Source organism: Paramagnetospirillum kuznetsovii (genome assembly GCF_003284725.1).
Lineage (GTDB): Bacteria > Pseudomonadota > Alphaproteobacteria > Rhodospirillales > Magnetospirillaceae > Phaeospirillum > Phaeospirillum kuznetsovii.
Genome location: NZ_PGTO01000031.1, coordinates 1 through 23,440, shown reverse-complemented (window position 1 = coordinate 23,440; position 23,440 = coordinate 1). Strand labels below are relative to the sequence as shown.

Here is a 23,440-nt window from a genome sequence, read left to right as displayed (position 1 = left end):
GGCCACAGATGCACACAGAGTCCCGCTGCGCGGGACACAGATAAGGAAATCTCTCACTTCATCTGTGCTTATCTGTGTTTATCCGTGGCTAAAATTCCTGCTGGACAGATGTTGCTGCCACAAATCAGCCGAATTCCCTGACTGTCGATTGGCCCTACTCTCCGCTCATCACCTGCTTGACCGCACCGGCCAATTGCTTGAGCGAGAAGGGCTTGGGCAGGAAGTGGATACCGGCGTCGGGGTCGATGCCGTCGCGGGCCACATCCTCGGAATAGCCGGAAATCAGGATCACCTTGATGGCGGGGCGCTCCATGCGCACGAAGCGCGCCAGGGTGACGCCGTCCATGCCGGGCATGACCACGTCGGAGATCAAAACATCGATCTTGTCGTCGCCGTGCAGGACTTCCATGGCCTGTTCGCCCGAGCGCGCCTCGATGACCGCATAGCCCTTGTTGCGCAGGGCACGGGCGCCGAACAGCCGCACCGCGTCCTCGTCCTCCACCAGCAAGATGGCTCCGGTTCCGGTCAGGTCGCCGCCTTCGCTCTCGGACTGGGGGGCGGGGCGCTTGGTCTCGCTGGCCGGGGCCGCGTCGATGCGGGGCAAGTGGATGGAGAAGGCGGCGCCCTGGCCGGGCTCGCTTTCCACCACGATGAAGCCGTCGGTTTGGCGCACGATGCCGTAGACGGTGGACAGGCCGAGGCCGGTGCCAGCCCCCACCTCCTTGGTGGAAAAGAACGGCTCGAAGATCCGCGCGATATTGTCCTTGCCGATGCCGGTGCCGGTATCGGAGACCTCCAACAGCACGTATTCCCCGGCGGGCATCAACTCGGGGCCGCGCTGGGTCGGCTTGTCCACCGTCACCGCATTGGTGCGGATGGTCAGCGTGCCGCCGCCCGGCATGGCGTCGCGGGCATTGACCGCCAGATTGATGATGACCTGATCGAACTGGCCGGGATCGACGCGGACCAGCCCCAGGGCACGGCCGTGGATCATCTTCAACTCGATGGTCTCGCCCAGCAGGCGACGCAGCAGATTGGACAACTCGGCTAGGGCATCGGTGACGTTGAGCAGTCGGGGCTGCAAGGCCTGACGTCGCGAGAAGGCAAGAAGCTGGCGCACCAGCGAGGCGGCGCGGTTGGCGTTCTGCTTGACCTGCATGATATCGGCGAAGCTGGGATCGCCCGGCCCGTGCCGTTGCAGCAGCAAATCGCAAAAGCCGATCATGGCGGTCAGCAGATTGTTGAAATCGTGGGCGACGCCGCCCGCCAACTGGCCCATGGCCTGCATCTTCTGGCTTTGGGCGAACTGGATTTCCAGATTGCGTTGCTCGGTGGCGTCGATGAAATGGATGACGAGGCCGGATATATCGCCGTCCTCATGGCTGGGGCTGACGAAGAGCTGGGCGATGAGGTCGCGGCGGCCGCGCAGTTTGACTTCCAGATGGGTGCCCGGTTGCGAGCCCTGAAGCACCTTGGCCAATTGCTCGGCGGCCTGGGGCCGTGCCTCCTCGGCGATGATATTGGCGACGGCGCGGCCGATCATGTCGTCGCGGTCGATGCCCAGCATGGCCTGCAGGGCCAGATTGCAGGCGCCGACCGCGCCGTCCATGTCCACCAGGGCGATGCCGACCGGGGCATCGTCGAACAGCCAGCGGAACCGGCGTTCGGCGGCGCGCAACGCCTTTTCCCACTGCTGTTCGGGCACCAGATCGCGCACCACCACCGAGCGGGTGAACATCTCGCCGCCTTCGTCATAGACGGAGTGGGCCACAAGCCCCTGGAATACGTCGCCGCCGCGCCCGCGCAGGCGCAACTCGGCGCGCTCTTCCTCGGGATTGGGGACGGTTCCGAAGATTTCCTCGAGATTGTGGCCGACGATCTCGTCGCCGCTTTTGCCCAGCCATTCTGCGAGGCGCTGGTTGACGTAGCGCACGGTGCCGTCGGCATCGGCGGAATAGCAGCCCACCGGCAGGAAATCCACGAAATCGGACAGCAGTTCATTCTCGCGCCGCAGGGTTTCCTCCATGGCGCGACGGGCGGACACATCCTCGGCGATCCACGCCACGGCGCCGGATTGACCGGCGGGACGCACCTCCAGGGAGAACCACTCCTTGCCGCCGCCCGCGGCGGGCAGACCCACCTCGGCGCGGCGGTTGGCCCCCACCGAGGCTGCGGCATCCAATCGCTCCAGATCGGCCAGGGCACGGTCGTCGTCGGCGGCGCGGCGTTTCATTTCGGCCAGGGGGTCTCCCGCTGCTCCCAACAACCGGCGGCCGATTTGATTGCGGTAGAGCTCGGTCGCGCCGACGATCACCAGCACGGCGCGGGTTTCCGACTCCAGGCTTCCGGCCAAGGCGGCGGCATTGGCTGCCGCCCGACCGGCTCCGCGGCTCTTCCAGGCCAGCCGCAGGATCGCCGCCGCGGACAAGGCGGAGGCGGCGGAAAGCGCCCAGATGATGGTGTCAGTTTGCAAGGCGGCCCTTCAACTTCATGACATAGCTGATCACTTCGGCCACCGCCTTGTAATGTTCGGGCGGCACTTCCTGGTCCAGTTCGACGGTGGCGAACAGCGCCCGCGCCAAAGGCGGGTTCTCGACGATGGGCACTTCGTTCTCGTCGGCCAGTTCGCGGATGCGCAGCGCGATGAGATCGGCGCCCTTGGCCACCAGGACCGGGGCGCTCATGGCGTCCATGTCGTATTTCAGCGCCACCGCGAAATGGGTGGGGTTGGTCACCACCACATCGGCCTGGGGCACGGCGGCCATCATCCGCTGGCGAGCCCGCTGCATGCGCAAGGAGCGCAGCTTGCTCTTGATCATGGGATCGCCTTCGACGTCCTTGTTCTCGTCCTTGATCTCCTGGCGCGACATCTTCATTTTCTGCATGAAGGCCCACCGCTGATAGACGTAGTCGGCGCCGGCCAAAACGGTGACGATGATCAGGACGATGAAGGTCAGCCGCACCGCCTCGCTGCGCAGATAAGCGAGCATGGCGAAGATGTCCACGGCGGCCAGGGCGACGAAATCGCCGACCCTTGCCTTGATGACCAGATAGATGATGTAGCCGATGACCACGAGCTTGATCACGGACTTGCCGAAATCCACCAGATTGCGGCCCGAGAAGATCTTCTTGAAAGCGCCGCCGGGGCTCAGCTTGCTGAGGTCGAACGCGAAGGCCTTGGCGTTCCACATCAGCCCGACCTGGGACACATTGGCGGCGATGCCCAGGATCATGACCAGGGCCAGTGGCAACATCATGACCAGGAGGAAGCCCTTGACCTGAGCCACCAGGACATTGCCCAGGATCTCGGGCTCCATGATGAAGGCGTGAGGGTGGTCGATGAAGGGCAGCATCATCTGGACCACGTCGCGGCTGATGGATTTGCTCATCAGCGACAAGATGATCAGGACGCCCAAAAGGCTTGCCCAGTACTTGATTTCCTGGGATTGCGGGACACTGCCTTCCTCGCGCGCCTTGCTGAGTTTTCGGCCTGTTGGTTCTTCTGTTTTGTCCTCGTCCGACATGGCCTTACCTCGGCGGCAGGTAAGGGATCAGGCTGTCCTCGAAGAATTTCAGGAACAGCGTCGTGATCATCGGCAGCGATGCCATGAACATCCAAAAGCCGACCAGAATCTGAATCGGCTGCGAGATGAAGAAAATCTGCAATTGAGGGATCAGCCGCGAGAGCAGGCCTAGCCCGGTGTAGAAGATCAGGCCCGCGACGACCAGCGGCGCGGAAAACTGCAGCCCCAGCCGAAACGTCTCGGTGACCAGATGGGACAGGGTCTCGGTGAAGTCACCCCAGGGAAGGGGCTGGCCCGGATGGAACAGATCGTAGGATTCAGCGATGGCCTGGAACATCAGATGATGCAGGTTGGTGGCGAAGATGGCCAGCAATCCGATATTGGACAGAAAGCCGGTCAGAAGCTGGCTTTGCTGCTGGGCGATGGGGTCAAACGAGAAGGCGTTGGTCAGGCCAGTCTGATAGCCGATCATGGAACCGGCAAGGCTGAGCACCGACATGACGAAAGACACGACGGTGCCGAGGAACAGACCGATGACGATCTCGCCGAAGGTCAGCATCAGGATGCCACCCACGCTCTTGGGCATGGAAGGAATGGCCGCGCCCACCACCGGCAGCATCAGGAAGGCCAGCGACAGGGCAATCCACATGCGGATGCGGATACTGACCAGATGGCCGCCGATACCAGGCAACAGCATCAAGGCCGAACCGATGCGGGCGAAGGCCATCATGAAGCGGAAGATGTCGAGCTGGAGGATTTCGCTCAGCACGCTGGGAACCGCTAACCCGGGCCGCCGGCGATGATGCGATCGAGGATCATCTTCCAGAAATCGGTCATGGTTTGAAGCATGTAGGGCATGAAGATGATGATGGATCCAAATCCCAACATCATCTTGGGCACGAAGGTCAGCGTCTGCTCCTGCAACTGGGTCAGGGTCTGGAAGATGGAGACCAGAATGCCGACCGCCATGCCGACCAGCAGCATGGGCGCGGCCACCTTGATCATGGTCATGATGGAAACGCGGGCGAGATCGAGGAGTTCGGCCTCGGTCATGTGTCAGATCGGCATGCGGAGGATTTCGTTATAGGCGTTGATCACCTTGTCGCGAACATTGACCACGGTTTCCAAGGTCAGTTCGGCATTGGCGACGGCGGCCACCACTTCGCGGATATCGGCCTTGCCTGCCACGGCGGCCAGCGAGGATTGCTCGGCGCCCTTGGCGGTGCCGATGGCCATCTTGGTGGCATCCTTCAACACGCTGACGAAATCGGTGCCGATATCACGGCCGCCGCCGGTCTCCTCGGCCGAGGCGGATTCCTTCTTGTCCAATCCGGCGAGCGGATTGGCGGCGTTCCGGTAGGCAGAGATTGCGCTGGCGAAATCGGTCATGGCCTGGAAATCCTAGCAGATCACGGGGCGGCGCTCTAGCGGAGCATGTCCACCGTGCGCGACAACAAGGTACGCGAGGTGTTGATGACGTTCATATTGGCCTCGTAGCTACGCTGGGCCTCGCGCATATCCATCATCTCGATCAGCGGATTGACGTTGGGTGCCAGCACATAGCCGTCGCGGTCGGCGGCCGGATGCTTGGGGTCGAAGCGGCGCTGGAATTCCGATGAATCGGGGCGGACCTTGTCGACCTTGACCGAATTGATGCCGGTGGCGCGGTCCAATTCGTTGCGGAAGGTCACCACCTTGCGGCGATAGGGCAGCCCTTCCGGCGATTGCGCGGTAGAATCGGAGTTTGCCAGATTCTCCGACACGACGCGTAGCCGCTGGGACTGGACCTTCATGCCGGAAATGGCGATTTGCGTGCTTTTGGTCAGTTCGTCCATAAAACCCTCTTAGCGTCGGCGGCTCAACGGCTGCCCATCGAGGTGCGGAGCATCTTTTGATACTTCTGGAACAGATTGGCGGCGGCGTTGAAGCTGGTGCTGGCCTCGCCCATCTTGGCCATCTGTTCTTCCAGGATGACCGAATTGCCGTCCGGCGTGGATTCGTAGGTCTTGCGCTGCGTGACCGCCTTGAAGGGGTCGGGGCCCATCTCCGGCACGATGTGCTTGGCATTGGTGGCCGCGGCCGTGACGGGGTGCGACGCGCTGCCGGCCAGGACGTCCTTGAAGTTCAGCGGCTTCAGATCCTTGGGCAGATAGCGCGGCGTATTGGCGTTGGCGATATTGCCGGCCAAGACCTCCTGGCGCTGGGCCAGCCAGTCCATCTGGGCCTTGGTCATCTTGAAAATGCCGAGATCTTCGTACATCGAGGAACCTCTTGCGGTCGCCGTTCGCCTGTCGCCGGGAAACGGACCCATCCGTCCTTGGTCAGTATGGCGCGGCGCGCTTAAGAAACGGTAAAGCGGCCGGATTGGACTCCGGTATGGCCCCTATTATGATGCCCGCCACTTAAATGTTTTTTAAGCGCGGACGGCCAAGCTTGGAGTCCGGACGGCGCGATGCCGACCTTATCCGATGGTGGGCCATGGGCGGCAAGGATTTGTGGAACGAGCAAGGCGACGCCGAGGCGCGGGACGGCCAAAAGGGCCGTGCACGGCGACCGGTGGCGGTGGCGCTTCACTATGACCCCGATCAGCCTCAGCTTCCCACCGTCACCGCCTCGGGCCGGGGCAGCGTCGCCGAACAGATTCTCGAACTGGCCTTCGCCCATGGGGTCAAGGTCCGCACCGATCCCGATCTCGCCGAAGTGCTGGCCGCCGTCGAGGTGGACACCGTCATTCCGGTGGAGGCCTTCGTGGCGGTGGCCGAGATCCTGGCCTATGTCTATCGCGCCAATGGCCGCGCCGCGCCGTTTCCCTCGGCGGCCACGCCATGACCGGCACCGATTCCGTCCGCCAGGAACTGGAAAAGGCGGTTTCCCTGGTCGGCACCGCCCGGCGGCTGTTGGCTACCGGAACCATGGTGGATCTGGCGGCGCTGGAAGGCAAGGTCAAGGGCATCTGCCGCAGCGTCATCGATCTCGGCCTGGAAGACGGCAAGACGCTTCGCTCCGACATGGAAGCCCTGATCGCCGATCTCGACTTGCTGGCCGCCGACATCCGGTACCGCTATGATCCCGAGCCGGACCGGCAGGCCTTGGATTCGGAACACTGATGGACGCTTCGACCTATCTGCGCTTTCTGGTGTCGCTGACCCTGGTTCTCGGCGCCATCTTCTTCGTCGCCTGGGCCGTTCGGCGGTGGGGCGGCGGGCTTGTCTTGCCCCGGCCCGCTCGGGGAGCGTCCGGCGCCCGACGGCTGGCCCTGGTGGACGCGTTGCCCCTGGACGGCAAGCGCCGTCTGGTCCTGGTCCGGCGCGACGACCGCGAACATCTGCTGCTGCTGGGCGCCGAGGGGGATTTGGTCATCGAGCGCAATTGCGCGGCGCCCTGTTTCCAATTGCCCAAACCCCAACCCGAGGCTGGATCATGAGCCGCCTGCGCCTCTGCGTCGCCGTCGCGTCCGGCATCGTCACCGCCCTGATTGCCGGTCCGGTTCTGGCCCAGTCCCTCAATATCGACCTGGGCGGCGGCGGCGCCAGCGCCACGTCCCGCATCATCCAACTGGTTGCGTTGACGACGATCTTGTCGCTGGCGCCGTCCATCCTGGTGATGGTGACCTCGTTCACCCGTTTCGTGGTGGTGTTCGGCTTCCTGCGCCAGGCGCTGGGAACCCAACAGGCGCCGCCCAACACGGTGATGGTCAGCCTCGCCATGTTCATGACCGCCTTCGTCATGGCGCCCACCTTCGAAAAGGCCTGGGAGACCGGCATTCAGCCGGTGATGGACGGCCACCTGGACGAGATGGAGGGCTTCGAGCGCGCCATGAAGCCGTTCCACGCCTTCATGATGAAGCATGTGCGGCCGGTGGACCTGAAACTGTTCATGGACCTGTCCAAGGCCAAGGAAGTGGTCAATCCCGAGGATGTGCCGCTCAAGGCGCTGATTCCCGGCTTCATGATCAGCGAATTGCGCCGCGCCTTCGAGATCGGCTTCCTGATCTTCCTGCCCTTCCTGATCATCGACATGGTCATCGCCTCGATCTTGATGAGCATGGGCATGATGATGATTCCACCGGCCATGATCTCGCTGCCGTTCAAGCTGATCTTCTTCGTCATGGTGGACGGCTGGTTCCTGGTGGTGGGAAGTTTGGTGCAGAGTTTCGGATAGCCGCCGATCCGCCAAAAGGAAACCCCCGCCGGGAGCGATCCCGGCGGGGGTTTTGCTTTCGCCGAAGGAAGCCTACCTAGGCCATCTTCTTCTGCAGGTTCTCGTCCAGCTTGTCGAGGAACTGCTGGGTGGTCAGCCAGGATTGGCCGGGGCCGATCAGGATGGCGAGATCCTTGGTCATGAAGCCGGCTTCCACCGTCTCGACGCAGACCTGTTCCAAGGTTTCGGCGAACTTGGCCACCTCGGGGGTCTTGTCGAACTGGGCGCGGTAGAACAACCCACGGGTCCAGGCGAAGATGGACGCGATGGGGTTGGTCGAGGTCTCCTTGCCCTTCTGGTGCTCGCGGTAGTGACGGGTCACGGTGCCGTGGGCGGCCTCGGCCTCCACCACCTTGCCGTCGGGGCTCATGAGCACCGAGGTCATCAGACCCAGCGAGCCGAAGCCTTGCGCCACCGTGTCGGACTGGACGTCGCCGTCATAGTTCTTGCAGGCCCAGACGAATTCGCCCGACCACTTCAGGGCCGAAGCCACCATGTCGTCGATCAGGCGGTGTTCGTAGGTGATGCCCAGCTTGTCGTATTCGGCCTTGAATTCCTTCTCGAACACGTCCTGGAAGATGTCCTTGAAGCGACCGTCATAGGCCTTGAGGATGGTGTTCTTGGTGGACAGGTAGACCGGCCACTTCTTCTGGAGCCCATAGTTCAGGCAGGCACGGGCGAAGCCGTAGATGGATTCGTCCAGGTTGTACATGCCCATGGCGACACCGGCGCCAGGAAAGTCGAACACTTCGTGCTCGATGGTCTCGCCGTCGGTGCCGACGAATTTGATGGTCAGCTTGCCGGGGCCGGGGACGGTGAAGTCGGTGGCCTTGTACTGATCGCCAAAGGCGTGACGGCCGATGACGATGGGCTTGGTCCAGCCCGGCACCAGACGCGGCACGTTCTTGCAGATGATGGGCTCGCGGAAGACGGTGCCGTCGAGAATATTGCGGATGGTGCCGTTGGGCGACTTCCACATCTTCTTGAGGTTGAATTCCTTCACCCGCGCTTCGTCGGGGGTGATGGTGGCGCATTTGACGCCGACGCCGTATTTCTTGATGGCCTCGGCGGAATCGACGGTGACCTTGTCGTCGGTCTTGTCGCGGTTCTCGACGCCCAGATCGTAGTACTTCAGATCGACGTCGAGATAGGGAAGGATCAGCTTGTCCTTGATGAACTGCCAGATGATCCTGGTCATCTCGTCGCCGTCGAGCTCGACGATGGGATTTACGACCTTAATCTTCTTCATTACGGGCACCTCGGCTCACGAATATCCCAACAACACTGCCGGAGAAGTCCCCTTCTCCGGCTCTCATGGCGGCGGATAAAAGAGAACCGGCGAGAGGAAATTCCCCCTCGCCGGTCTTCTCGGTCTCAGACGGCGGCCAGGGCCGCGTTCAGCGTGGCGCTGGGGCGCATGGCCTTCGACGTCTTGTCGAAGTCGGGGTGGTAGTAGCCCCCCATGTCCACCGGCTTGCCTTGCGCCGCGATCAGCTCAGCGTTGATCTTGGCTTCGTTTTCGGTCAGCACCTTGGCCAGGGGGGCGAAACGGGCGGCGATCTCCTTGTCCGCCGTCTGCTCGGCCAGGGCCTGGGCCCAGTACAGCGCCAGATAGAAATGGCTGCCGCGATTGTCCAGCTCGCCGACCTTGCGGGCGGGAGAGCGGTTGTTGGCGAGGATCTTGCCATTGGCCTTGTCCAGGGTGTCGGCCAGCACCTGCGCCTTGGGGTTCTTGAAGGTCTGGGCCAGATGCTCCAGCGACACCGCCAGGGCGAGGAATTCGCCAAGCGAGTCCCAGCGCAGATAGCCCTCTTCCTCGAACTGCTGCACATGCTTGGGGGCCGAGCCACCGGCACCGGTCTCGAACAGGCCACCGCCCGCCATCAGCGGAACGATGGACAGCATCTTGGCGCTGGTGCCCAGTTCCAGGATGGGGAACAGGTCGGTCAGATAGTCGCGCAGCACGTTGCCGGTCACCGAGATGGTGTCCTGGCCCTTGCGGATGCGCTCCAGCGAGACGGCGATGGCCTCCTCCGGCGACTTGATGGAGATGTCGAGGCCCTTGGTGTCGTGGTCCTTCAGATACTTTTCCACCTTGGCGATGATCTGGGCGTCGTGGGCACGGTGCTTGTCCAGCCAGAAGATGGCGGGGGTCTTGGACAGCCGGGCGCGGGTCACGGCCAGCTTGACCCAATCCTGAATGGGGGCGTCCTTGGTCTGACAGGCGCGGAAGATGTCACCGGCCTCGACCTTCTGCTCCAGCAGGATCGTGTCGTTTTCATCCACCACGCGGACCAGGCCGTCGGCGGCCATCTCGAAGGTCTTGTCGTGGGAGCCGTATTCCTCGGCCTTCTGGGCCATCAGACCCACATTGGGGACGCTGCCCATGGTCTTGGGGTCGAAGGCGCCGTGCGTCTTGCAGTCGGCGATGACCACCTGATAGATGCGGGCATAGCAGCGATCGGGGATCATGGCCTTGGTGTCGTGCAGCTTGCCGTCGGTGCCCCACATGCGGCCCGAATCACGGATCATGGCGGGCATGGAGGCGTCGACGATGACGTCGGACGGCACATGCAGATTGGTGATGCCCTTGTCGGAATTGACCATGGCGAGGGCCGGGCCGTTCGCGTAGGCGGCCTTGATGTCGGCCTCGATCTCGGCCTTCTTGGCGGCGGGCAGCTTGTCCAGCTTGGCGATCAGGTCGCCGAAGCCGTTGTTGACGTTGACGCCCAGCTCCTTGATGACGGCGGCATGCTTGGTGAACACGTCCTTGAAGAAGACGGTGACGGCATGACCGAACATGATGGGGTCCGAGACCTTCATCATGGTCGCCTTGAGGTGCAGCGACAACAGCAGGCCGGGCTGGGACTTGGCATCGGCGATCTGCTCGGCATAAAAGGCGCGCAGCGCCTTGGCGCTCATGACGGCGGCATCGATGACCTCGCCCGCCTTCAGTTTGGTCTTGGCCTTCAGCACATGGATCGAGCCATCCTTGCCGTGAAATTCGATCTTCACGTCGGTGGCGTTCTCGACGGTCACGGACTTCTCGCTGCCGTAGAAATCGCCGTGCTCCATATGGGCCACATGCGATTGTGAGGCGGCGGCCCAGGCGCCCATCTTATGGGGATTGTCGCGGGCGTATTGCTTGACCGAGGCGGCGGCGCGGCGGTCGGAATTGCCTTCGCGCAGCACCGGATTGACGGCCGAGCCCAGCACCTTGCCGTAGCGGGTCTTGATGTCCTTCTCGGCGTCGGTCTTGGCGTCCTCGGGATAGTCGGGCAGCTTGTAGCCCTGGGACTGCAATTCCTTGATGACCGCCTTCAACTGCGGCACCGAGGCGCTGACATTGGGCAATTTGATGATATTGGCTTCGGGCTTGAGCGTGAGATCGCCCAGCTCGGACAGCTCGTCCTTGATCTTTTGGGCGGCGGTCAGGCTGTCGGGGAAATTGGCGATGACGCGCCCGGCCAGCGAGATGTCGCGGGTTTCCACCGAAACACCGGCGGCCTTGGTGAAGGCCTCGACGATGGGCAGCAAGGAGTAGGTCGCCAGCGCAGGCGCTTCGTCAACCTTGGTCCAAATGATTTTCGCGGTCGTCATGTCTTCTACCCCCCTCGCTGATGCCAGTGCCTTACACACCCGTGGAGCACGTCCGAACACCCTCGTGGGTGCCTTGATCGGACAGCCGGGGACGATAGCATTCGGGGCGGCGAACGCAAGCCGGAATCCCACTCGTTGGGATGGGAAACGGGCAGGATAGGGTGAATCCCCACTATGAAACCGAGCATCGGCGTTCCATACTCGATCCATTGGCTTCACTTTCTACTCAGGGAAGACCCCATGCGCCATTTCGCCAAGACCGTCCTTGCCTCCTTCGTGGCCGTCGCCATCGGCGCCGCCGCCCTGCCCGCCATCGCCCAACAGTCCAAGCCGGAAGATCTGCTGAAACTGCGCCAAGGCCTGATGCAGGCGGTGAAGTCCCAATGGGTGCCCATCGCCGCTTTCGCGGCGGGCAAGGCCGATCTGCCGCCCAACGCCGCCGATCTGGCCGCCAATCTGGCCATGCTGGTCAAGGTCGCGCCCATCGGCTGGGCCAAGGGCACTGAATCGCTGCCCCACTCGGACACCAAGGCCGAGGCCTTCGGCGCCAAGTCCGGGCAGTTCGCCGATGGCTGGAAGGCGCTGGCGGTGGAGACGGCCAAGCTGGCCGATGCCGCCAAGGTCGGTCCCGACGCGCTGAAGGCGCAGGCCGCCAATGTGGGCAAGCTGTGCAAGGGCTGCCACGAGGAACTGAAGAAGGACTAGGCAGTATCGACATTCAGGGAATTCGGCTGATTTCTGGCCGGAACATCTGTCTCGTAGGAATTTTAGCCACAGATGAACACAGATAAACTCAGATGAATTGAGGTATTTCCTTATCTGTGTCCCGCGCAGCGGGAATCTGTGTGCATCTGTGGCCCAATTCCCTTCTATCCGCTTGAATGTCGATTGGCCCTAGCTTTAGCGTCCCCAGGCCGCCAGGGCACCGAAGACCAGGGCGGCCGCCGCGACGGCCAGCGCCAAGGCCAGCCAGGGGCTGGCAAGGCGTTGGGGCGCGCAGGGAAGGTCCGGCTCGCCGTGTCCCGAGATCATCGGAGCCACGAGATTCTTGCCTTTCTTGATCCGGTAGAAGGCGATGGCGGCCAGATGGGCCGCCACCAAGGCCACCACCGCCCATGACCCCAGGCGATGAAGGGTGGACAGCCGCTTGGTGACGGCGGACGACACCATCCAGGCCAAGGGGGCGTCGGTGGCGATGTCGTCGGTGGCGAACAGGCCCGACCCGGCCTGGACCAGCAGCAGCGCCAGCATGGCGAGAACCGACAGCGCGCCCAGCGGATTGTGGCCCAGTCCCGTCCAGGTGCCGTCGAGATAGGCGCGGATTCGCCCCGGTCCGCCGACGAATTGGGCAAAGCGGGCGGTCGGGCTGCCGACCACGCCCCAGCCGAGGCGGAACAGCAACAAGGCCAGGATCAGCGTTCCGGCCTTCATGTGAGGGGTGAGCTTGTCCAGATGGCCGCTGACCAACGCCACCGCCACCAATGCCGCCAGACACCAGTGGAACAGGCGGATGGGAAGATCCCACACCACGACGGGCTTGACGGGGGCGGACTCGGTCATCGGCGGTTTCTCCTTGGACGAAGCCTCACTGTTCCAGCCGTCATCCCGCCGGTCAAGGTGGCGGATGTGGGGCCGTGACAGTTTTTCCTGGGGCTGCTAGGGTGGCGTCATGGAGCCAGCAGCCGAAACCAATCCGCCCGATCCCCATCCCCCCGTTTCCCACTCTCGGGGTGGGCCGCCCCCGCGTCCGCGCGACGAGCCGTCCAATCGGCCGACCATCATCGCCCTGATCGGGTTGGCGGTGGCGGCCGTGGCCTTGGTTCTCGCCCTGTTGCACGAGCGCGAGGAGCCGGTGACGGCCGCCGCTCCCATTTCCCAGGCCGTGGTCGCCAACCCGCCCGCCGCCAGTGCCGTTGCCAAGGAACCATCCTTCGATGTGGTCCGCATCGCCGCCGACGGCGATTCGGTCATCGCCGGTCGGGCCATGCCGGGTGCGGTGGTGACCATCATCGATGGCGGCACCGAACTGGGCAAGGTGACCGCCGATGCGCGCGGCGAATGGGTGTTCCTGCCATCGGGCGCGCTACCGCCGGGATCGCGGGAATTACGGTTGCGCGCCGTCAATCCCGACGGCACGACGGTGGAATCCGGCGAGCCGGTGGTGCTGGTGGTGCCCGAGCGCGGCAAGGGCCCGGCGCTGGCCATTCAAACCACCCGTCGCGGCGGCTCGCGCCTGCTGCAAGGGCCTGCGGGCACCGTGACCAGCCTGATTTCCCTGGACGTGGTCGATCACGACGATCAGGGGCGGCTGTTCGTGGGCGGCAAGGCACCGGCCGACGGCAAGGTGTTCCTTTATCTGGACAATGCCCTGATCGGCAAGGCGGACGCCGATTCCGATGGCAACTGGCGCGTATCCGCCGCCAAGCCCGGCGGCGACAAGCATACCCTGCGGGCCGATCTGATCGGCGACAAGGGCAAGGTGTTGGCGCGCATGGAAGTGATCTGGACCCCGGGCGAGGAACTGGGCGTCGGATCGGTGGGCGTGGTGGTGGCGCCGGGCAATTCCCTGTGGCGCATCGCGCGCAGGCTCTATGGCCGGGGTGTCGCATACACCATGATCTTCGAGGCCAACCGCGAGCGCATCCGTGACCCCAACCTGATCTATCCCGGTCAGGTGTTCAGCGTTCCCAGCCGCTAGCGGCCGGAGGGCCGCGCTCCCAGAGCGGCGAGTCGTTTGGAGCGCGGGCGTCTCGCCCGCCCGAGGGTCACTTCAAATGACGGGCGGTATCAGACACCAAGCTTTCGCTTGCGCCATTCCGGCCGAAGGGCGCTTTCGCCCGGCCGCGACGGTGCCAGCGGTGGCCGGATATAGATGGCGACCAGTTCCACGTAAGGCAGGGTCGGCACCAGGAAGCGGGTGATCTCGGTCACCAGCCCGGTGGCGTCCACCGGCATGGGGATGGCCAAATCGTGTCCCAGCAGCAAGCGGCCCTGGGTCACCCGGAACAGGCACTCGCCCAGATGCTCGTTGGCGGCCTCGACGATACGGGCCAGCCCCATTCGGGCGGCGGGGGATTCCGCCGAGAACGGCATGGGGCCCAAATCCCCCACCAGCTTGACATGGGCGTCGCCCGCCATTTGTTCCAACTGGGCGACGAACCGGATGTCGCGAACGCCGAAATCGAATGTGATGGCGCCGTCGCCGAGAGTCGGCGCCTGCCCAGCATCGTCCGTCCAGACCGTGTGCAGATCAACCGGCAGGGGCTTTCCGCCCAGTGTAAATGATTTGGTCTTTGACATTCTCGCCGTCGATGTGACTCTCGACATGGTATTATCATGACTAGCACGACGCGGTTCGGGATGAAATTCCAAAAGACCGGTTGTATAAGGTCGGGTGTTCTGTCGGTCCGCGACGTGGCGGATGATCTGGAGAATCGCTAAGTGCAAGCTCACGAAATCTCGTTGACCAAGTATCTGTGGTTCCCCATCAACCGCGAGGGCTGGCCCTTCGTGGCGTTGTTCGGCGTGGTCGCGCTGCTGCTCGGGCAGGCTTGGGCGCCGCTGGGATGGCTGGGTTTCGTGCTGACCTGCTGGTGCGCCTGGTTCTTCCGCGATCCCGACCGGGTGACCCCGGTGCGCGACGGCCTGGTGATCAGTCCCGCCGACGGCGTGGTCCAGATGATCGGCATGACGGCGCCGCCGCCCGAACTGGAGATGGGCGACGAGCCGCGCATGCGGGTCTCGGTGTTCATGAGCGTGTTCTCGGTCCACATCAACCGCGTTCCGGTGGATGGCAAGGTGGTCAAGACCGCCTATCAGCCGGGCAAGTTCCTCGACGCCTCGCTGGACAAGGCCAGCGCCGACAACGAGCGCATGTCGGTCCGCATGACCCGCGCCGACGGTCGCGACGTGGCCTTCGTTCAGATTGCCGGGCTGGTGGCGCGGCGCATCAAATGCGATTTGAAGGACGACCAGGAGGTCAAGGCCGGTCAGCGGTTCGGTCTGATCCGCTTCGGCTCGCGGGTGGATGTCTACTTCCCCGCCGGTGTCCAGCCCATGGTGTCGCTGGGGCAGACCACCTTGGCCGGCGAAACGGTGCTGGCCGACCTGAATTCAATGGAACCGGCGCGGCTGGGCGAGGTGCGCTGATGTTTCGTCCCCGCAGGGCGCCCCGCATTCCCGGCCTGTCCATCAACAAGCTGATTCCCAATATCCTGACGCTGCTGGCGCTGTGCGCCGGGCTGACCTCCATCCGCTTCGCCATGCATGACATGTGGAAGGAAGCGGTGGTCGCCACCGTGCTGGCCGCCGTGCTGGACGGTCTTGACGGTCGCGTCGCCCGGTTGTTGCAGGGCACGTCCAAGTTCGGGGCGGAACTGGATTCTTTGTCGGATTTCGTCAGCTTCGGGGTGGCGCCCGCCATGGTCCTGTATTTCTGGACCATGCGCGGCGCCGGGGGGTTCGGCTGGGCGCTGGTCCTGCTGTTCTCGGTGTGCTGCGCGCTGCGTCTGGCCCGCTTCAACACCATGATCGGCGAGCCCGACCTGCCGCCCTACGCCTATAACTTCTTTACCGGGGTTCCCGCTCCGGCGGCGGCGGGCATGGTTCTGCTGCCGCTGGCTCTGACCATCCAGTTCGGCGGCGGTTTCTTCGACCGTCCCATGGTGGTGGCCATGTTCCTGATGGGCGTTTCGTTCCTGATGGTCAGCAAGCTTCCCACCTACTCCTTCAAGAAGGTGCGCATCCCCCATAAATGGGTGCTGCCGATCCTGCTGGTGGTGGGCCTGATGGCGGCCTTCATGGTGACCGAGCCGTGGCTGACCCTGTCGCTGTTGGGCTGTGGCTATATGGCATCCATCCCCTTCGCGGTGCGCTCGTTCTCGCGATTGAAGGCGCAGGCCGATCGGGCCGAGGCGGCAACGTCGGCCCCATCATAATCCTTTGGCATAGTTTTGCGGTCACACTGTTGCCTTGCTGCAACACCTCGTCGGGAAGTGGCGGCGAAATTCGCTGGCGCCTTGTCGCGGAATCGCGACAGCGCTACATAGGGAACAGCAAATTCGTTTGATGCCAATCCCCTGAAGGAATTCGACCATGCGCAACTTCAAGACCATTATCGCCGCCGCGGTGATTGCCGCGATCCCGGCCATCGCCCAGGCCGAGTGGTATGTCGGCGCCGACGCCGGTGCCCAGATGTTGCAGAATTCCAAGAACAGCGGCGGCACCAGCAGCTTGAAGAGCGAGCAGGACGCCGGCTGGCTGGTTCAGGGCGAGGTCGGTTATGCTTTCGGCCCCTGGCGGGTGGAAGGCGAAGTCAGCTACCGCTCCAGCGGCATCAGCAAGGTCGGCGGCGCCACCGGCAGCGGCGACGTCTCTGCCCTGGCCACCATGGTCAACGGCGTCTATGAGTTCCTGCCCCAGTCCAAGTGGCATCCCTTCGTCGGCCTTGGCATCGGCGGCGCCTATCTGGACGACGGCACCGTCAAGCAGAGCGGCGCCAATGCCTATAAGGGCTCGGACTACCAGTTCGCCTATCAGGGCTTCGCCGGTGTCGGCTACGACGTGACCAGCAATGTGGAGCTGAAGGGCCAGTATCGCTACTTCTCCACCCTGGATTACGAGACCAAGGCATCCGCCAACAACGCCAAGCTGACCAGCGAATACCACGATCACGCCGTGCTGCTGGGCGTCGTCTACAAGTTCAACGCCCCGGCCGTGGCGCCCGCTCCGGCCCCGGTTCCGGTGGCTGCTCCGGCTCCCGCCCCGGCGCCCAAGGCCATGCCGATGGTGGCGAAGAACTACATCGTGTTCTTCGACTTCGATAAGTCCGTCGTCACCCCCGAGGCCTCGCGTGTCATCCAGCAGGCCGCCGCCGCCGCCAAGTCCAACGGTTCGGCCCGCATCGACCTGACCGGTCACACCGATCTGTCCGGTTCGAGCAAGTACAATCAGGCCTTGTCGCAAAAGCGCGCCGACGCCGTGAAGGCTCAGTTGATCGCCCAAGGTGTTCCCGCCGGTCAGATCGTGACCGTCGCCAAGGGCAAGACCTCGCCCATGGTCCCGACCCCCGACGGCGTGCGCGAGCCGCAGAACCGTCGCGTCGAGATCGTGCTGCCCTAATCCGGCGACGCATCAGGTGCAAGATCAGGGCTCGGCCGCAAGGCCGGGCCCTTTTCGCTTGTGGGGAAGGAACGGTCCTGCTTCTCTGGTCGGACCAACCCTCGGGAGCGTGCCATGCTGTCAGAGTGCCTTGCCGGTCTAAAAATCCTCGATCTCTCCATGTATATCCCCGGTCCGCTGGCCACGATGTGGCTGAGCGATCTGGGCGCCGAGGTCATCAAGGTGGAAGGCCCGGCGGGCGATCCCATGCGGGTGATGGGGCCGGTGGACGCCGACGGCACCACCGCTTTCTACAAACTGGCCAACCGCAACAAGACGGTGGTCCGCCTCGATCTCAAGAGCGACGAGGGCAAGCGGCTGTTCGCCCAAATGCTCGAAGCGGCCGACGTGCTGTTGGATGGTTTCCGCCCCGGCGTGCTGGGCCGTCTGGGCTTTGGCGACGAGCGGCTGAAGCAACTGAATTCCCGCCTGATCACTTGCCGCCTGTCCGGCTATGGCGGCACCGGCCCCTTCGCCGAGCGGGCGGGTCACGACGTCACCTATCTGGCGGTGACCGGCATCCTGGCCGCCAGCGGCCCGGCGGAACGCCCGGTCATGACCTTTCCGCCCCTGGCCGACCATGCCGGGGCCATGCTGGCGGTCAATGCCATCCTGGCCGCCCTGCTGCGCCGCGCCACCAGCGGCAAGGGCGCCATGATCGATGTCAGCCTGGCCGAGGCGGCCCTGTCCTGGACCGGCGGCCTGCTGACCATGGCCCAGCGCTGGGCCAACCCGATGCGTGAGGAAGACCTGATCAACGGCGGCGCCGCCCATTACCGCGTCTACCGCACCAAGGACGGCCGTTTCGCCGCCATCGCGGCGCTGGAAGACAAGTTCTGGCGTTCGTTCTGCGCCGCCATCGACCGGCCCGACTGGATTGGCCGCCACGACGAGCCGCTGCCGCAGACCGCCATGATCGCCGAGATGGAGGCGCTGTTCGCCAGCCGCACCCTGGCGGAATGGACCACGCTGCTGGAACCGGCCGACTGCACCTTCGAGCCGGTACTGAACTCCTCCGAGGTGCCCGACCATCCCCACCACAAGGCGCGGGGCTTCGTCCACAAGGCCGATGACGGCATCGTGGATGTGCTGCTTCCCGTCCTGATGGAGGGTACGCGGGTCGGCATGCGCAGGCCGCTGGCGGAACGCAGTGCCGAGGCGGTTCTGGCCGCATGGCGGTGACGTCGCTTCCCCTGCATGGCGGCGATCTCGCCGCCGCCGAGGCGCTATGGGGCAGGCCCGCCGAGGGCTGGCTGGACCTGTCCACCGGCATCAATCCCTGGCCCTATCCCTTGCCCGCCATGGACCCATCGGTCTGGCACCGTCTGCCGGGCGCGGCGGCGGAGGCGGCGTTGCTGGCCGCCGCCCGGCGCTGCTGGGATGTGCCCGAGACGGCGGGAATTGTCGCCGCTCCCGGCAGCCAGCCGCTGATCCAGGCGGTTCCGAGGTTGCGGGCGCCCGGACGGGTGGCGGTGGTGGGGCCGACCTATGGCGAGCATGCGCGGGCCTGGGCCGCCGCCGGTCATGGGGTGAGCGAGGTCGCCGATCTTACCGATGCGGGGGATGCCGCCGCCGTGGTGGTGGTCAATCCCAACAACCCCGACGGTCGCGTCACGCCGACGGAAACGCTGCTGCAAACCGCCTCGACCCTGGTGGCCGGGGGCGGTTTGCTGGTGGTGGACGAGGCCTTCGGCGAATGCGATCCATCCCTCTCGGTGGCGTCCCGGCCCTGTCCGGGGCTGGTGGTGCTGCGCTCGTTCGGAAAGTTCTATGGGCTGGCGGGCTTGCGGCTCGGCTTCGCCGTGGCCCAGCCCGATTTGGCCGAGCGTCTAGGCGCCATGATGGGACCGTGGGCTGTGTCGGGTCCGGCCTTGGCGGTGGGAGCGACGGCGCTGTCCGATGCCGCTTGGGCCGTGGCGACGCGAAAGCGCCTGGCGGAGGCCGCTGCCCGATTGGCGGCGGTCCTGACGGCGGCGGGGTTCGAGATCGTCGGCGGCACCAGCCTGTTCCAACTGGCGCGCCATTCCCGGGCGGCCGAGATCTATCAGCACCTGGGCCGCGCCGGGATCCTGACCCGCGCCTTCGCCGAGCGGCCTCGTTTGCTGCGTTTCGGCTTGCCCGATGACCAGTCCGGTCTGGACCGGTTGGAACGGGCGCTGGCCGCTATCCCAGCAGGGTGTCGCGGGCCTGATTGAGTCTTGCTGCAATCCAGGTGGAACCGCCCGCATCGGGATGATTGGCCCGCATCAGGCGGCGGTGGGCTTCCTTGATCGCCTCCTCGTCGGCACCGGGCGCCAGCCCCAGGATTTCATAAGCCTGGGCCGGGGTCATGACGGTGCTGGAATCGGGCGGAGGAGGGGGGGCGGACGGCTTTTGGCCAGTCATGCGCTGGAAGCCGCGCCACAGACCGTGGACCCGCATGGCGCGGGCCACCCAGGGCGCCAGACCCGCCGCCACCGCGAACAGTCCGGCCAGCTTGCCCGTGACCACCAGGGCGACTCCCGCCGCCACCAGCAGGCCGAGACCGACCGCGATCAGAGCCTTCTTGGCCTTGGCCGGCGATGTCTTGGAAAACCACTTCAGCGCCAGCCAGATGCCGAACAGGGCGGCGCAGACCAGAAGAAGGCGCAAGACCATCATCCGGCCTCTACGATTGTCATTTCTGTATTTCGAAGCTTTGCGAACTGTCGGTCAGTTCGAACAGACGCTGGACATTGCCGACGGCGCCGCTGAGCACCATGGTGGCGCCGTGCTCTAAGATGGTGTCCTTGGCCAGATGCAGCATGCCGAGCCCGACGGAATCCACCCGTGGCACCTTGGCCAGGTCGAACACCACCCGCGACGACTTGATGACCTTGAGGTCGCCGATCAGGCTCTCCATTTGATTGCTGGAGGTGTAATCGAGAACGCCCTCCAATGTAACCGTCAGGATGTCGTTTTGATGGGCGATGGCGATCTTCATACGGTCCTCGTACACTACGGCGTCGAAAGGCATTCGGGAATTGTGCGCTGCACTCTCGTCCAGGGCAAGCTTCTCCTTCGGCCGCGTGACAGGTTGAGGATTCCCGGCTAAAATAAACGAACGCATGATCGTTAACGAGGAGTCGTCATGTCCGTCCTGCTGTGGCAGCCGTCCGAAGCCCGAATTTCAGCCGCCAACCTGACAGGGTTCATCAAGGCCGCCAACCAGCGATTTGGAGCGGAAACCGACGATTATGCGTCACTGTGGCAATGGTCGGTGGCCTCGCCGTCGTCGTTCTGGCGGCTGGTATGGGACGAGGTCGGCGTTATCGGCGACGGGCCGGGAAGCGTGGTGGTGGATGACGTCGCGAAAATGCCGGGCGCCCAATGGTTCCCCGAGGCGCGGCTGAACTTCGCCGAGAACCTGCTGCGCCGCAAGGACGATGCCGACGCCATCGTGTTCTGGGGCGAGGAAGCGGTCAAGCGTCGGCTGTCCTTCGCCCAGCTGAACGATCTGGTCTCGCGGCTGCAACAGGCGCTGAAGGCGGCGGGCGTCGGAATCGGCGACCGGGTGGCGGGCTATCTGCCCAATATGCCGGAATCGGTGGCCTTCATGCTGGCAGCGTCCTCGCTGGGGGCCATCTGGTCCTCGGCCTCGCCCGATTTCGGCGTCCAGGGCGTGCTGGACCGTTTCGGCCAGATCGCGCCCAAGGTGCTGATCTCCGCCGACGGCTATTTCTATTCCGGCAAGGCCCACGACTCCCTGGCCAAGCTGGCGGAGGTCGTGCCCGCCATCGCCTCGGTGGAACGGGTGGTGGTGGTGCCCTATACCGCCGAGCGGGCCGATATTTCAGGCGTCGCCAAGGCGGTCCATCTGGCCGATTTCATGGCCCCCTTCGCCGCCAAGCCGGTGGAATTCCTGCGGCTGCCCTTCGATCACCCGCTCTACATCATGTATTCCTCGGGCACCACGGGTGCGCCCAAATGCATCGTCCATTCGGCGGGCGGTGCCCTGATCCAGCAGTTGAAGGAGCATCGGCTGCACTGCGACGTGAAGCGGAACGACCGCCTGTTCTACTTCACCACCTGCGGCTGGATGATGTGGAACTGGCTGGTGGCCGGGCTGGCCGCCGAGGCCACCTTGCTGCTTTACGACGGCAATCCCAGCGCAAGGGGCGGCAATATCCTGTTCGACTTCGCCGATGCCGAGGGCATGACCCTGTTCGGCACCTCGGCCAAATGGATCGACGCCATCGCCAAGATGGGGTTGGAGCCCGTCAAGACGCATAAGCTCTCATCGGTGCGGGCCATCTGCTCCACCGGCTCGGTGCTGGCGCCGGAAGGCTTCGACTACATCTATGCCAAGGTGAAGACGGATGTTCAACTGGCCTCCATCTCGGGCGGCACCGATATCATTTCCTGCTTCATGCTGGGCAACCCCATCGGGCCGGTCTATCGCGGCGAGATCCAGGCGCGCGGCCTGGGCATGAAGGTCCAGGTGTTCGACGAGACCGGCAGGCCGGTGGACGGAACCAAGGGCGAGCTGGTGTGCACCCAGGCCTTTCCCTCCATGCCGGTGGGGTTCTGGAACGATCCAGACGGCGCGAAATACCATGCCGCCTATTTCGACACCTATCCCGGCGTCTGGCGCCACGGCGATTGGGTGGAACTGACCGCCACCGGCGGTATCGTGGTCTATGGCCGCTCCGACGCCACCTTGAATCCCGGCGGTGTGCGCATCGGCACCGCCGAGATCTATCGGCAGGTGGAACAGATCGACGAGGTGCTGGAAAGCCTGGTCATCGGACAGGACTGGCAGGGCGACGTGCGCGTCGTGCTGTTCGTGCGGCTGCGCCCCGGCATCGATCTGACCCCCGAACTGGCGGCGCGCATCAAGGCCCGCATCAAGGACAACACCACGCCGCGCCATGTTCCGGCCAAGATCGTCCAGGTGGACGACATTCCCCGCACCAAATCGGGCAAGATCGTCGAATTGGCGGTGCGCGATCTGGTTCATGGCCGCGCCGTCAAGAATGTGGAGGCCCTGGCCAATCCCGACGCGCTGGACATGTTCCGCGACCGGGCCGAACTGGGGGATTGACCCGAGGCGAACGATGCAAGATTGCAACACCGTGACTCGAAAGACTCACAAGGCGGTCCGCCCCTCTTCACGCAGATGCGAAGCGCGACTATATCTATGACGTGATTGAGTTTTCGGGTTTTAGGATCATGGCGCTATCTCGCCGCCTCTTTGCCGTTTTGGTCGTCCTGCCCCTGATGGGGGCGGTATCGGCCCAGGCCGCCGATATGGGCAGTCGGCTGGTGGTCGGCGGCGCCTCCATCGGCACCGCCAATGATCCCCTGCGCTCTTCCAGTTTCGGCGAGACCCGGCTGCCGCTGATCAGCGGCGGCGGGTTCAGCCTGGGGGCGGTGACCGAGCCGTCGGCCGCCACCTCCGTTCTCACGCTTCCCTTCGCCTCGGGCCGCGGCAATCTGGCGGTGGGCGGTTACATGGCCTATGGGCTCAACGAAACCCGCCTGTCGTCCTCGCTGCGCAGCGACGGCACGGCGACGCGGGCCAATATCTCGGCCGCCTATGCTGGCGGCTTGCTGGGCGCGGGCGGCACCGCCGCCCTCAGTCTGGATTCGGTCTGGACCAAGCCGCAGTCGTTCAGTCTTAACCGGTTGCAGCCGAGTTCCGCCCTGTCCGATCCCTATGACGCGGGGAGCGACCTCAACCTGTCGCTCAGCCTGATGCGTCAGATGACACCGTCCTTCAGCGTCGGCGGCGTCGCCCAGGCCAACCGCCTGAGCGGCAGCGATCAGCCGACCACGTCCGGCTTCATGCTGGGCGCCGGGCTGGGGTATCGGTTTTAGGGCCAATCGACATTCAAGCGGATAGAAGAGAATTGGGCCACAGATGATGGGGTGGACGGCCCCTGCTCACCGGCGTCGCAATGCGCCAAAGTGGTCGTTGGAAACAGACCATAAAGAGG

Annotated in this window: 26 protein-coding genes; 13 read left to right on the top strand and 13 right to left on the bottom strand. The window is 64.3% G+C overall.

Going from position 1 to position 23,440, the window contains the following annotated elements:
- Positions 1 to 154 precede the first annotated feature (154 nt).
- Genes CU669_RS19845 through flgB form a run of 7 tightly spaced genes read right to left on the bottom strand, consistent with a single transcriptional unit; the run spans position 155 to position 5,784 of the window.
- Positions 155 to 2,473, bottom strand: coding sequence for a hybrid sensor histidine kinase/response regulator (locus CU669_RS19845; RefSeq protein ID WP_112147330.1), 2,319 nt, complete (start codon positions 2,471 to 2,473; stop codon positions 155 to 157).
- Complete coding sequence (gene flhB, locus CU669_RS19840; RefSeq protein WP_112147329.1) at positions 2,463 to 3,524, bottom strand: flagellar biosynthesis protein FlhB; 1,062 nt, start codon at positions 3,522 to 3,524, stop codon at positions 2,463 to 2,465. Before flhB ends, CU669_RS19845 begins: the two co-directional genes overlap by 11 nt.
- A gap of 4 nt (positions 3,525 to 3,528) precedes the next feature.
- Entirely contained in the window at positions 3,529 to 4,293 is a 765-nt protein-coding gene (gene fliR, locus CU669_RS19835) for a flagellar biosynthetic protein FliR (protein WP_112147328.1), read from the bottom strand.
- Positions 4,294 to 4,304: 11 nt separating this feature from the next.
- Positions 4,305 to 4,577 carry a flagellar biosynthesis protein FliQ gene (gene fliQ / locus CU669_RS19830; RefSeq protein WP_112147327.1) on the bottom strand — a complete coding sequence of 91 codons (273 nt, stop codon included), beginning with the start codon at positions 4,575 to 4,577 and terminating at the stop codon, positions 4,305 to 4,307.
- 3 nt (positions 4,578 to 4,580) lie between these two features.
- Positions 4,581 to 4,913 (bottom strand): flagellar hook-basal body complex protein FliE, encoded by a 333-nt coding sequence (locus CU669_RS19825; RefSeq protein ID WP_112147326.1) that lies wholly within the window; start codon positions 4,911 to 4,913, stop codon positions 4,581 to 4,583.
- A gap of 35 nt (positions 4,914 to 4,948) precedes the next feature.
- Positions 4,949 to 5,359 (bottom strand): flagellar basal body rod protein FlgC, encoded by a 411-nt coding sequence (gene flgC / locus CU669_RS19820; RefSeq protein WP_112147325.1) that lies wholly within the window; start codon positions 5,357 to 5,359, stop codon positions 4,949 to 4,951.
- Positions 5,360 to 5,382: 23 nt separating this feature from the next.
- Positions 5,383 to 5,784, bottom strand: a complete 402-nt coding sequence (gene flgB / locus CU669_RS19815) for a flagellar basal body rod protein FlgB (protein ID WP_112147324.1) — start codon at positions 5,782 to 5,784, stop codon at positions 5,383 to 5,385.
- Between the two features lie 218 nt (positions 5,785 to 6,002).
- Here flgB and CU669_RS19810 point away from each other — a divergent pair, with 218 nt between their 5' ends.
- From CU669_RS19810 to fliP, 4 genes are read left to right on the top strand one after another with little or no spacing between them, the layout of a single operon-like run.
- Positions 6,003 to 6,353, top strand: a complete 351-nt coding sequence (locus CU669_RS19810; protein ID WP_112147333.1) for an EscU/YscU/HrcU family type III secretion system export apparatus switch protein — start codon at positions 6,003 to 6,005, stop codon at positions 6,351 to 6,353.
- Positions 6,350 to 6,631, top strand: a complete 282-nt coding sequence (locus tag CU669_RS19805; protein ID WP_112147323.1) for a hypothetical protein — start codon at positions 6,350 to 6,352, stop codon at positions 6,629 to 6,631. The genes CU669_RS19810 and CU669_RS19805 overlap by 4 nt, the downstream gene beginning before the upstream one ends.
- The gene (locus tag CU669_RS19800) at positions 6,631 to 6,948 is read left to right on the top strand and encodes a FliO/MopB family protein (protein WP_112147322.1); all 318 of its coding nucleotides are present in this window, start codon (positions 6,631 to 6,633) and stop codon (positions 6,946 to 6,948) included. The genes CU669_RS19805 and CU669_RS19800 overlap by 1 nt, the downstream gene beginning before the upstream one ends.
- Complete coding sequence (gene fliP, locus CU669_RS19795) at positions 6,945 to 7,685, top strand: flagellar type III secretion system pore protein FliP (protein WP_112147321.1); 741 nt, start codon at positions 6,945 to 6,947, stop codon at positions 7,683 to 7,685. Before CU669_RS19800 ends, fliP begins: the two co-directional genes overlap by 4 nt.
- 76 nt (positions 7,686 to 7,761) lie before the next feature.
- Here fliP and CU669_RS19790 read toward each other — a convergent pair whose 3' ends face one another.
- Both CU669_RS19790 and CU669_RS19785 read right to left on the bottom strand, forming a co-directional pair.
- Positions 7,762 to 8,973 carry an NADP-dependent isocitrate dehydrogenase gene (locus CU669_RS19790; RefSeq protein WP_112147320.1) on the bottom strand — a complete coding sequence of 404 codons (1,212 nt, stop codon included), beginning with the start codon at positions 8,971 to 8,973 and terminating at the stop codon, positions 7,762 to 7,764.
- Positions 8,974 to 9,098: 125 nt separating this feature from the next.
- Positions 9,099 to 11,324, bottom strand: coding sequence for an NADP-dependent isocitrate dehydrogenase (locus CU669_RS19785; protein WP_112147319.1), 2,226 nt, complete (start codon positions 11,322 to 11,324; stop codon positions 9,099 to 9,101).
- 240 nt (positions 11,325 to 11,564) lie between these two features.
- Here CU669_RS19785 and CU669_RS19780 point away from each other — a divergent pair, with 240 nt between their 5' ends.
- The gene (locus CU669_RS19780) at positions 11,565 to 12,029 is read left to right on the top strand and encodes a cytochrome c (RefSeq protein ID WP_161539745.1); all 465 of its coding nucleotides are present in this window, start codon (positions 11,565 to 11,567) and stop codon (positions 12,027 to 12,029) included.
- A gap of 195 nt (positions 12,030 to 12,224) precedes the next feature.
- Here the strand turns inward: CU669_RS19780 and CU669_RS19775 are convergent, their stop codons facing one another.
- Complete coding sequence (locus CU669_RS19775; RefSeq protein WP_112147317.1) at positions 12,225 to 12,884, bottom strand: cytochrome b/b6 domain-containing protein; 660 nt, start codon at positions 12,882 to 12,884, stop codon at positions 12,225 to 12,227.
- 109 nt (positions 12,885 to 12,993) lie between these two features.
- On the opposite strand from CU669_RS19775, the gene CU669_RS19770 reads away from it, so the two are divergent.
- A complete protein-coding gene (locus tag CU669_RS19770; RefSeq protein ID WP_112147316.1) occupies positions 12,994 to 14,022 on the top strand; it encodes a LysM peptidoglycan-binding domain-containing protein in 1,029 nt (342 codons plus the stop codon).
- An 89-nt stretch (positions 14,023 to 14,111) separates the two neighbouring features.
- Here CU669_RS19770 and CU669_RS19765 read toward each other — a convergent pair whose 3' ends face one another.
- Positions 14,112 to 14,624, bottom strand: coding sequence for a hypothetical protein (locus tag CU669_RS19765; protein ID WP_112147315.1), 513 nt, complete (start codon positions 14,622 to 14,624; stop codon positions 14,112 to 14,114).
- Between the two features lie 141 nt (positions 14,625 to 14,765).
- Between CU669_RS19765 and CU669_RS19760 the strand changes: the two genes are divergently transcribed.
- The 5 genes from CU669_RS19760 to cobD all read left to right on the top strand — a co-directional run bounded on the left by CU669_RS19760 (position 14,766) and on the right by cobD (position 19,678).
- Positions 14,766 to 15,473 (top strand): phosphatidylserine decarboxylase, encoded by a 708-nt coding sequence (locus tag CU669_RS19760; protein WP_239988811.1) that lies wholly within the window; start codon positions 14,766 to 14,768, stop codon positions 15,471 to 15,473.
- Positions 15,473 to 16,261: a CDP-diacylglycerol--serine O-phosphatidyltransferase gene (pssA, locus tag CU669_RS19755; RefSeq protein WP_112147314.1), complete on the top strand. Its 789-nt coding sequence runs from the start codon at positions 15,473 to 15,475 to the stop codon at positions 16,259 to 16,261. The genes CU669_RS19760 and pssA overlap by 1 nt, the downstream gene beginning before the upstream one ends.
- Positions 16,262 to 16,418: 157 nt before the next feature.
- Positions 16,419 to 17,444, top strand: a complete 1,026-nt coding sequence (locus CU669_RS19750; RefSeq protein ID WP_112147313.1) for an OmpA family protein — start codon at positions 16,419 to 16,421, stop codon at positions 17,442 to 17,444.
- A 114-nt stretch (positions 17,445 to 17,558) separates the two neighbouring features.
- Positions 17,559 to 18,665, top strand: a complete 1,107-nt coding sequence (locus CU669_RS19745; protein ID WP_112147312.1) for a CaiB/BaiF CoA transferase family protein — start codon at positions 17,559 to 17,561, stop codon at positions 18,663 to 18,665.
- The gene (gene cobD / locus CU669_RS19740; protein ID WP_112147311.1) at positions 18,656 to 19,678 is read left to right on the top strand and encodes a threonine-phosphate decarboxylase CobD; all 1,023 of its coding nucleotides are present in this window, start codon (positions 18,656 to 18,658) and stop codon (positions 19,676 to 19,678) included. The genes CU669_RS19745 and cobD overlap by 10 nt, the downstream gene beginning before the upstream one ends.
- Here cobD and CU669_RS19735 read toward each other — a convergent pair.
- Both CU669_RS19735 and CU669_RS19730 read right to left on the bottom strand, forming a co-directional pair.
- Complete coding sequence (locus CU669_RS19735; protein WP_112147331.1) at positions 19,647 to 20,120, bottom strand: DnaJ domain-containing protein; 474 nt, start codon at positions 20,118 to 20,120, stop codon at positions 19,647 to 19,649. The genes cobD and CU669_RS19735 overlap by 32 nt on opposite strands.
- 19 nt (positions 20,121 to 20,139) lie before the next feature.
- Positions 20,140 to 20,445, bottom strand: coding sequence for an STAS domain-containing protein (locus tag CU669_RS19730; RefSeq protein ID WP_112147310.1), 306 nt, complete (start codon positions 20,443 to 20,445; stop codon positions 20,140 to 20,142).
- Between the two features lie 147 nt (positions 20,446 to 20,592).
- Between CU669_RS19730 and CU669_RS19725 the strand changes: the two genes are divergently transcribed.
- Together CU669_RS19725 and CU669_RS19720 are read left to right on the top strand one after the other, a co-directional pair.
- On the top strand, positions 20,593 to 22,545 hold the full coding sequence (locus CU669_RS19725) for an acetoacetate--CoA ligase (protein WP_112147309.1): 1,953 nt from the start codon (positions 20,593 to 20,595) through the stop codon (positions 22,543 to 22,545).
- A gap of 128 nt (positions 22,546 to 22,673) precedes the next feature.
- The gene (locus CU669_RS19720; protein WP_146747817.1) at positions 22,674 to 23,321 is read left to right on the top strand and encodes a hypothetical protein; all 648 of its coding nucleotides are present in this window, start codon (positions 22,674 to 22,676) and stop codon (positions 23,319 to 23,321) included.
- Positions 23,322 to 23,440: the final 119 nt, after the last annotated feature.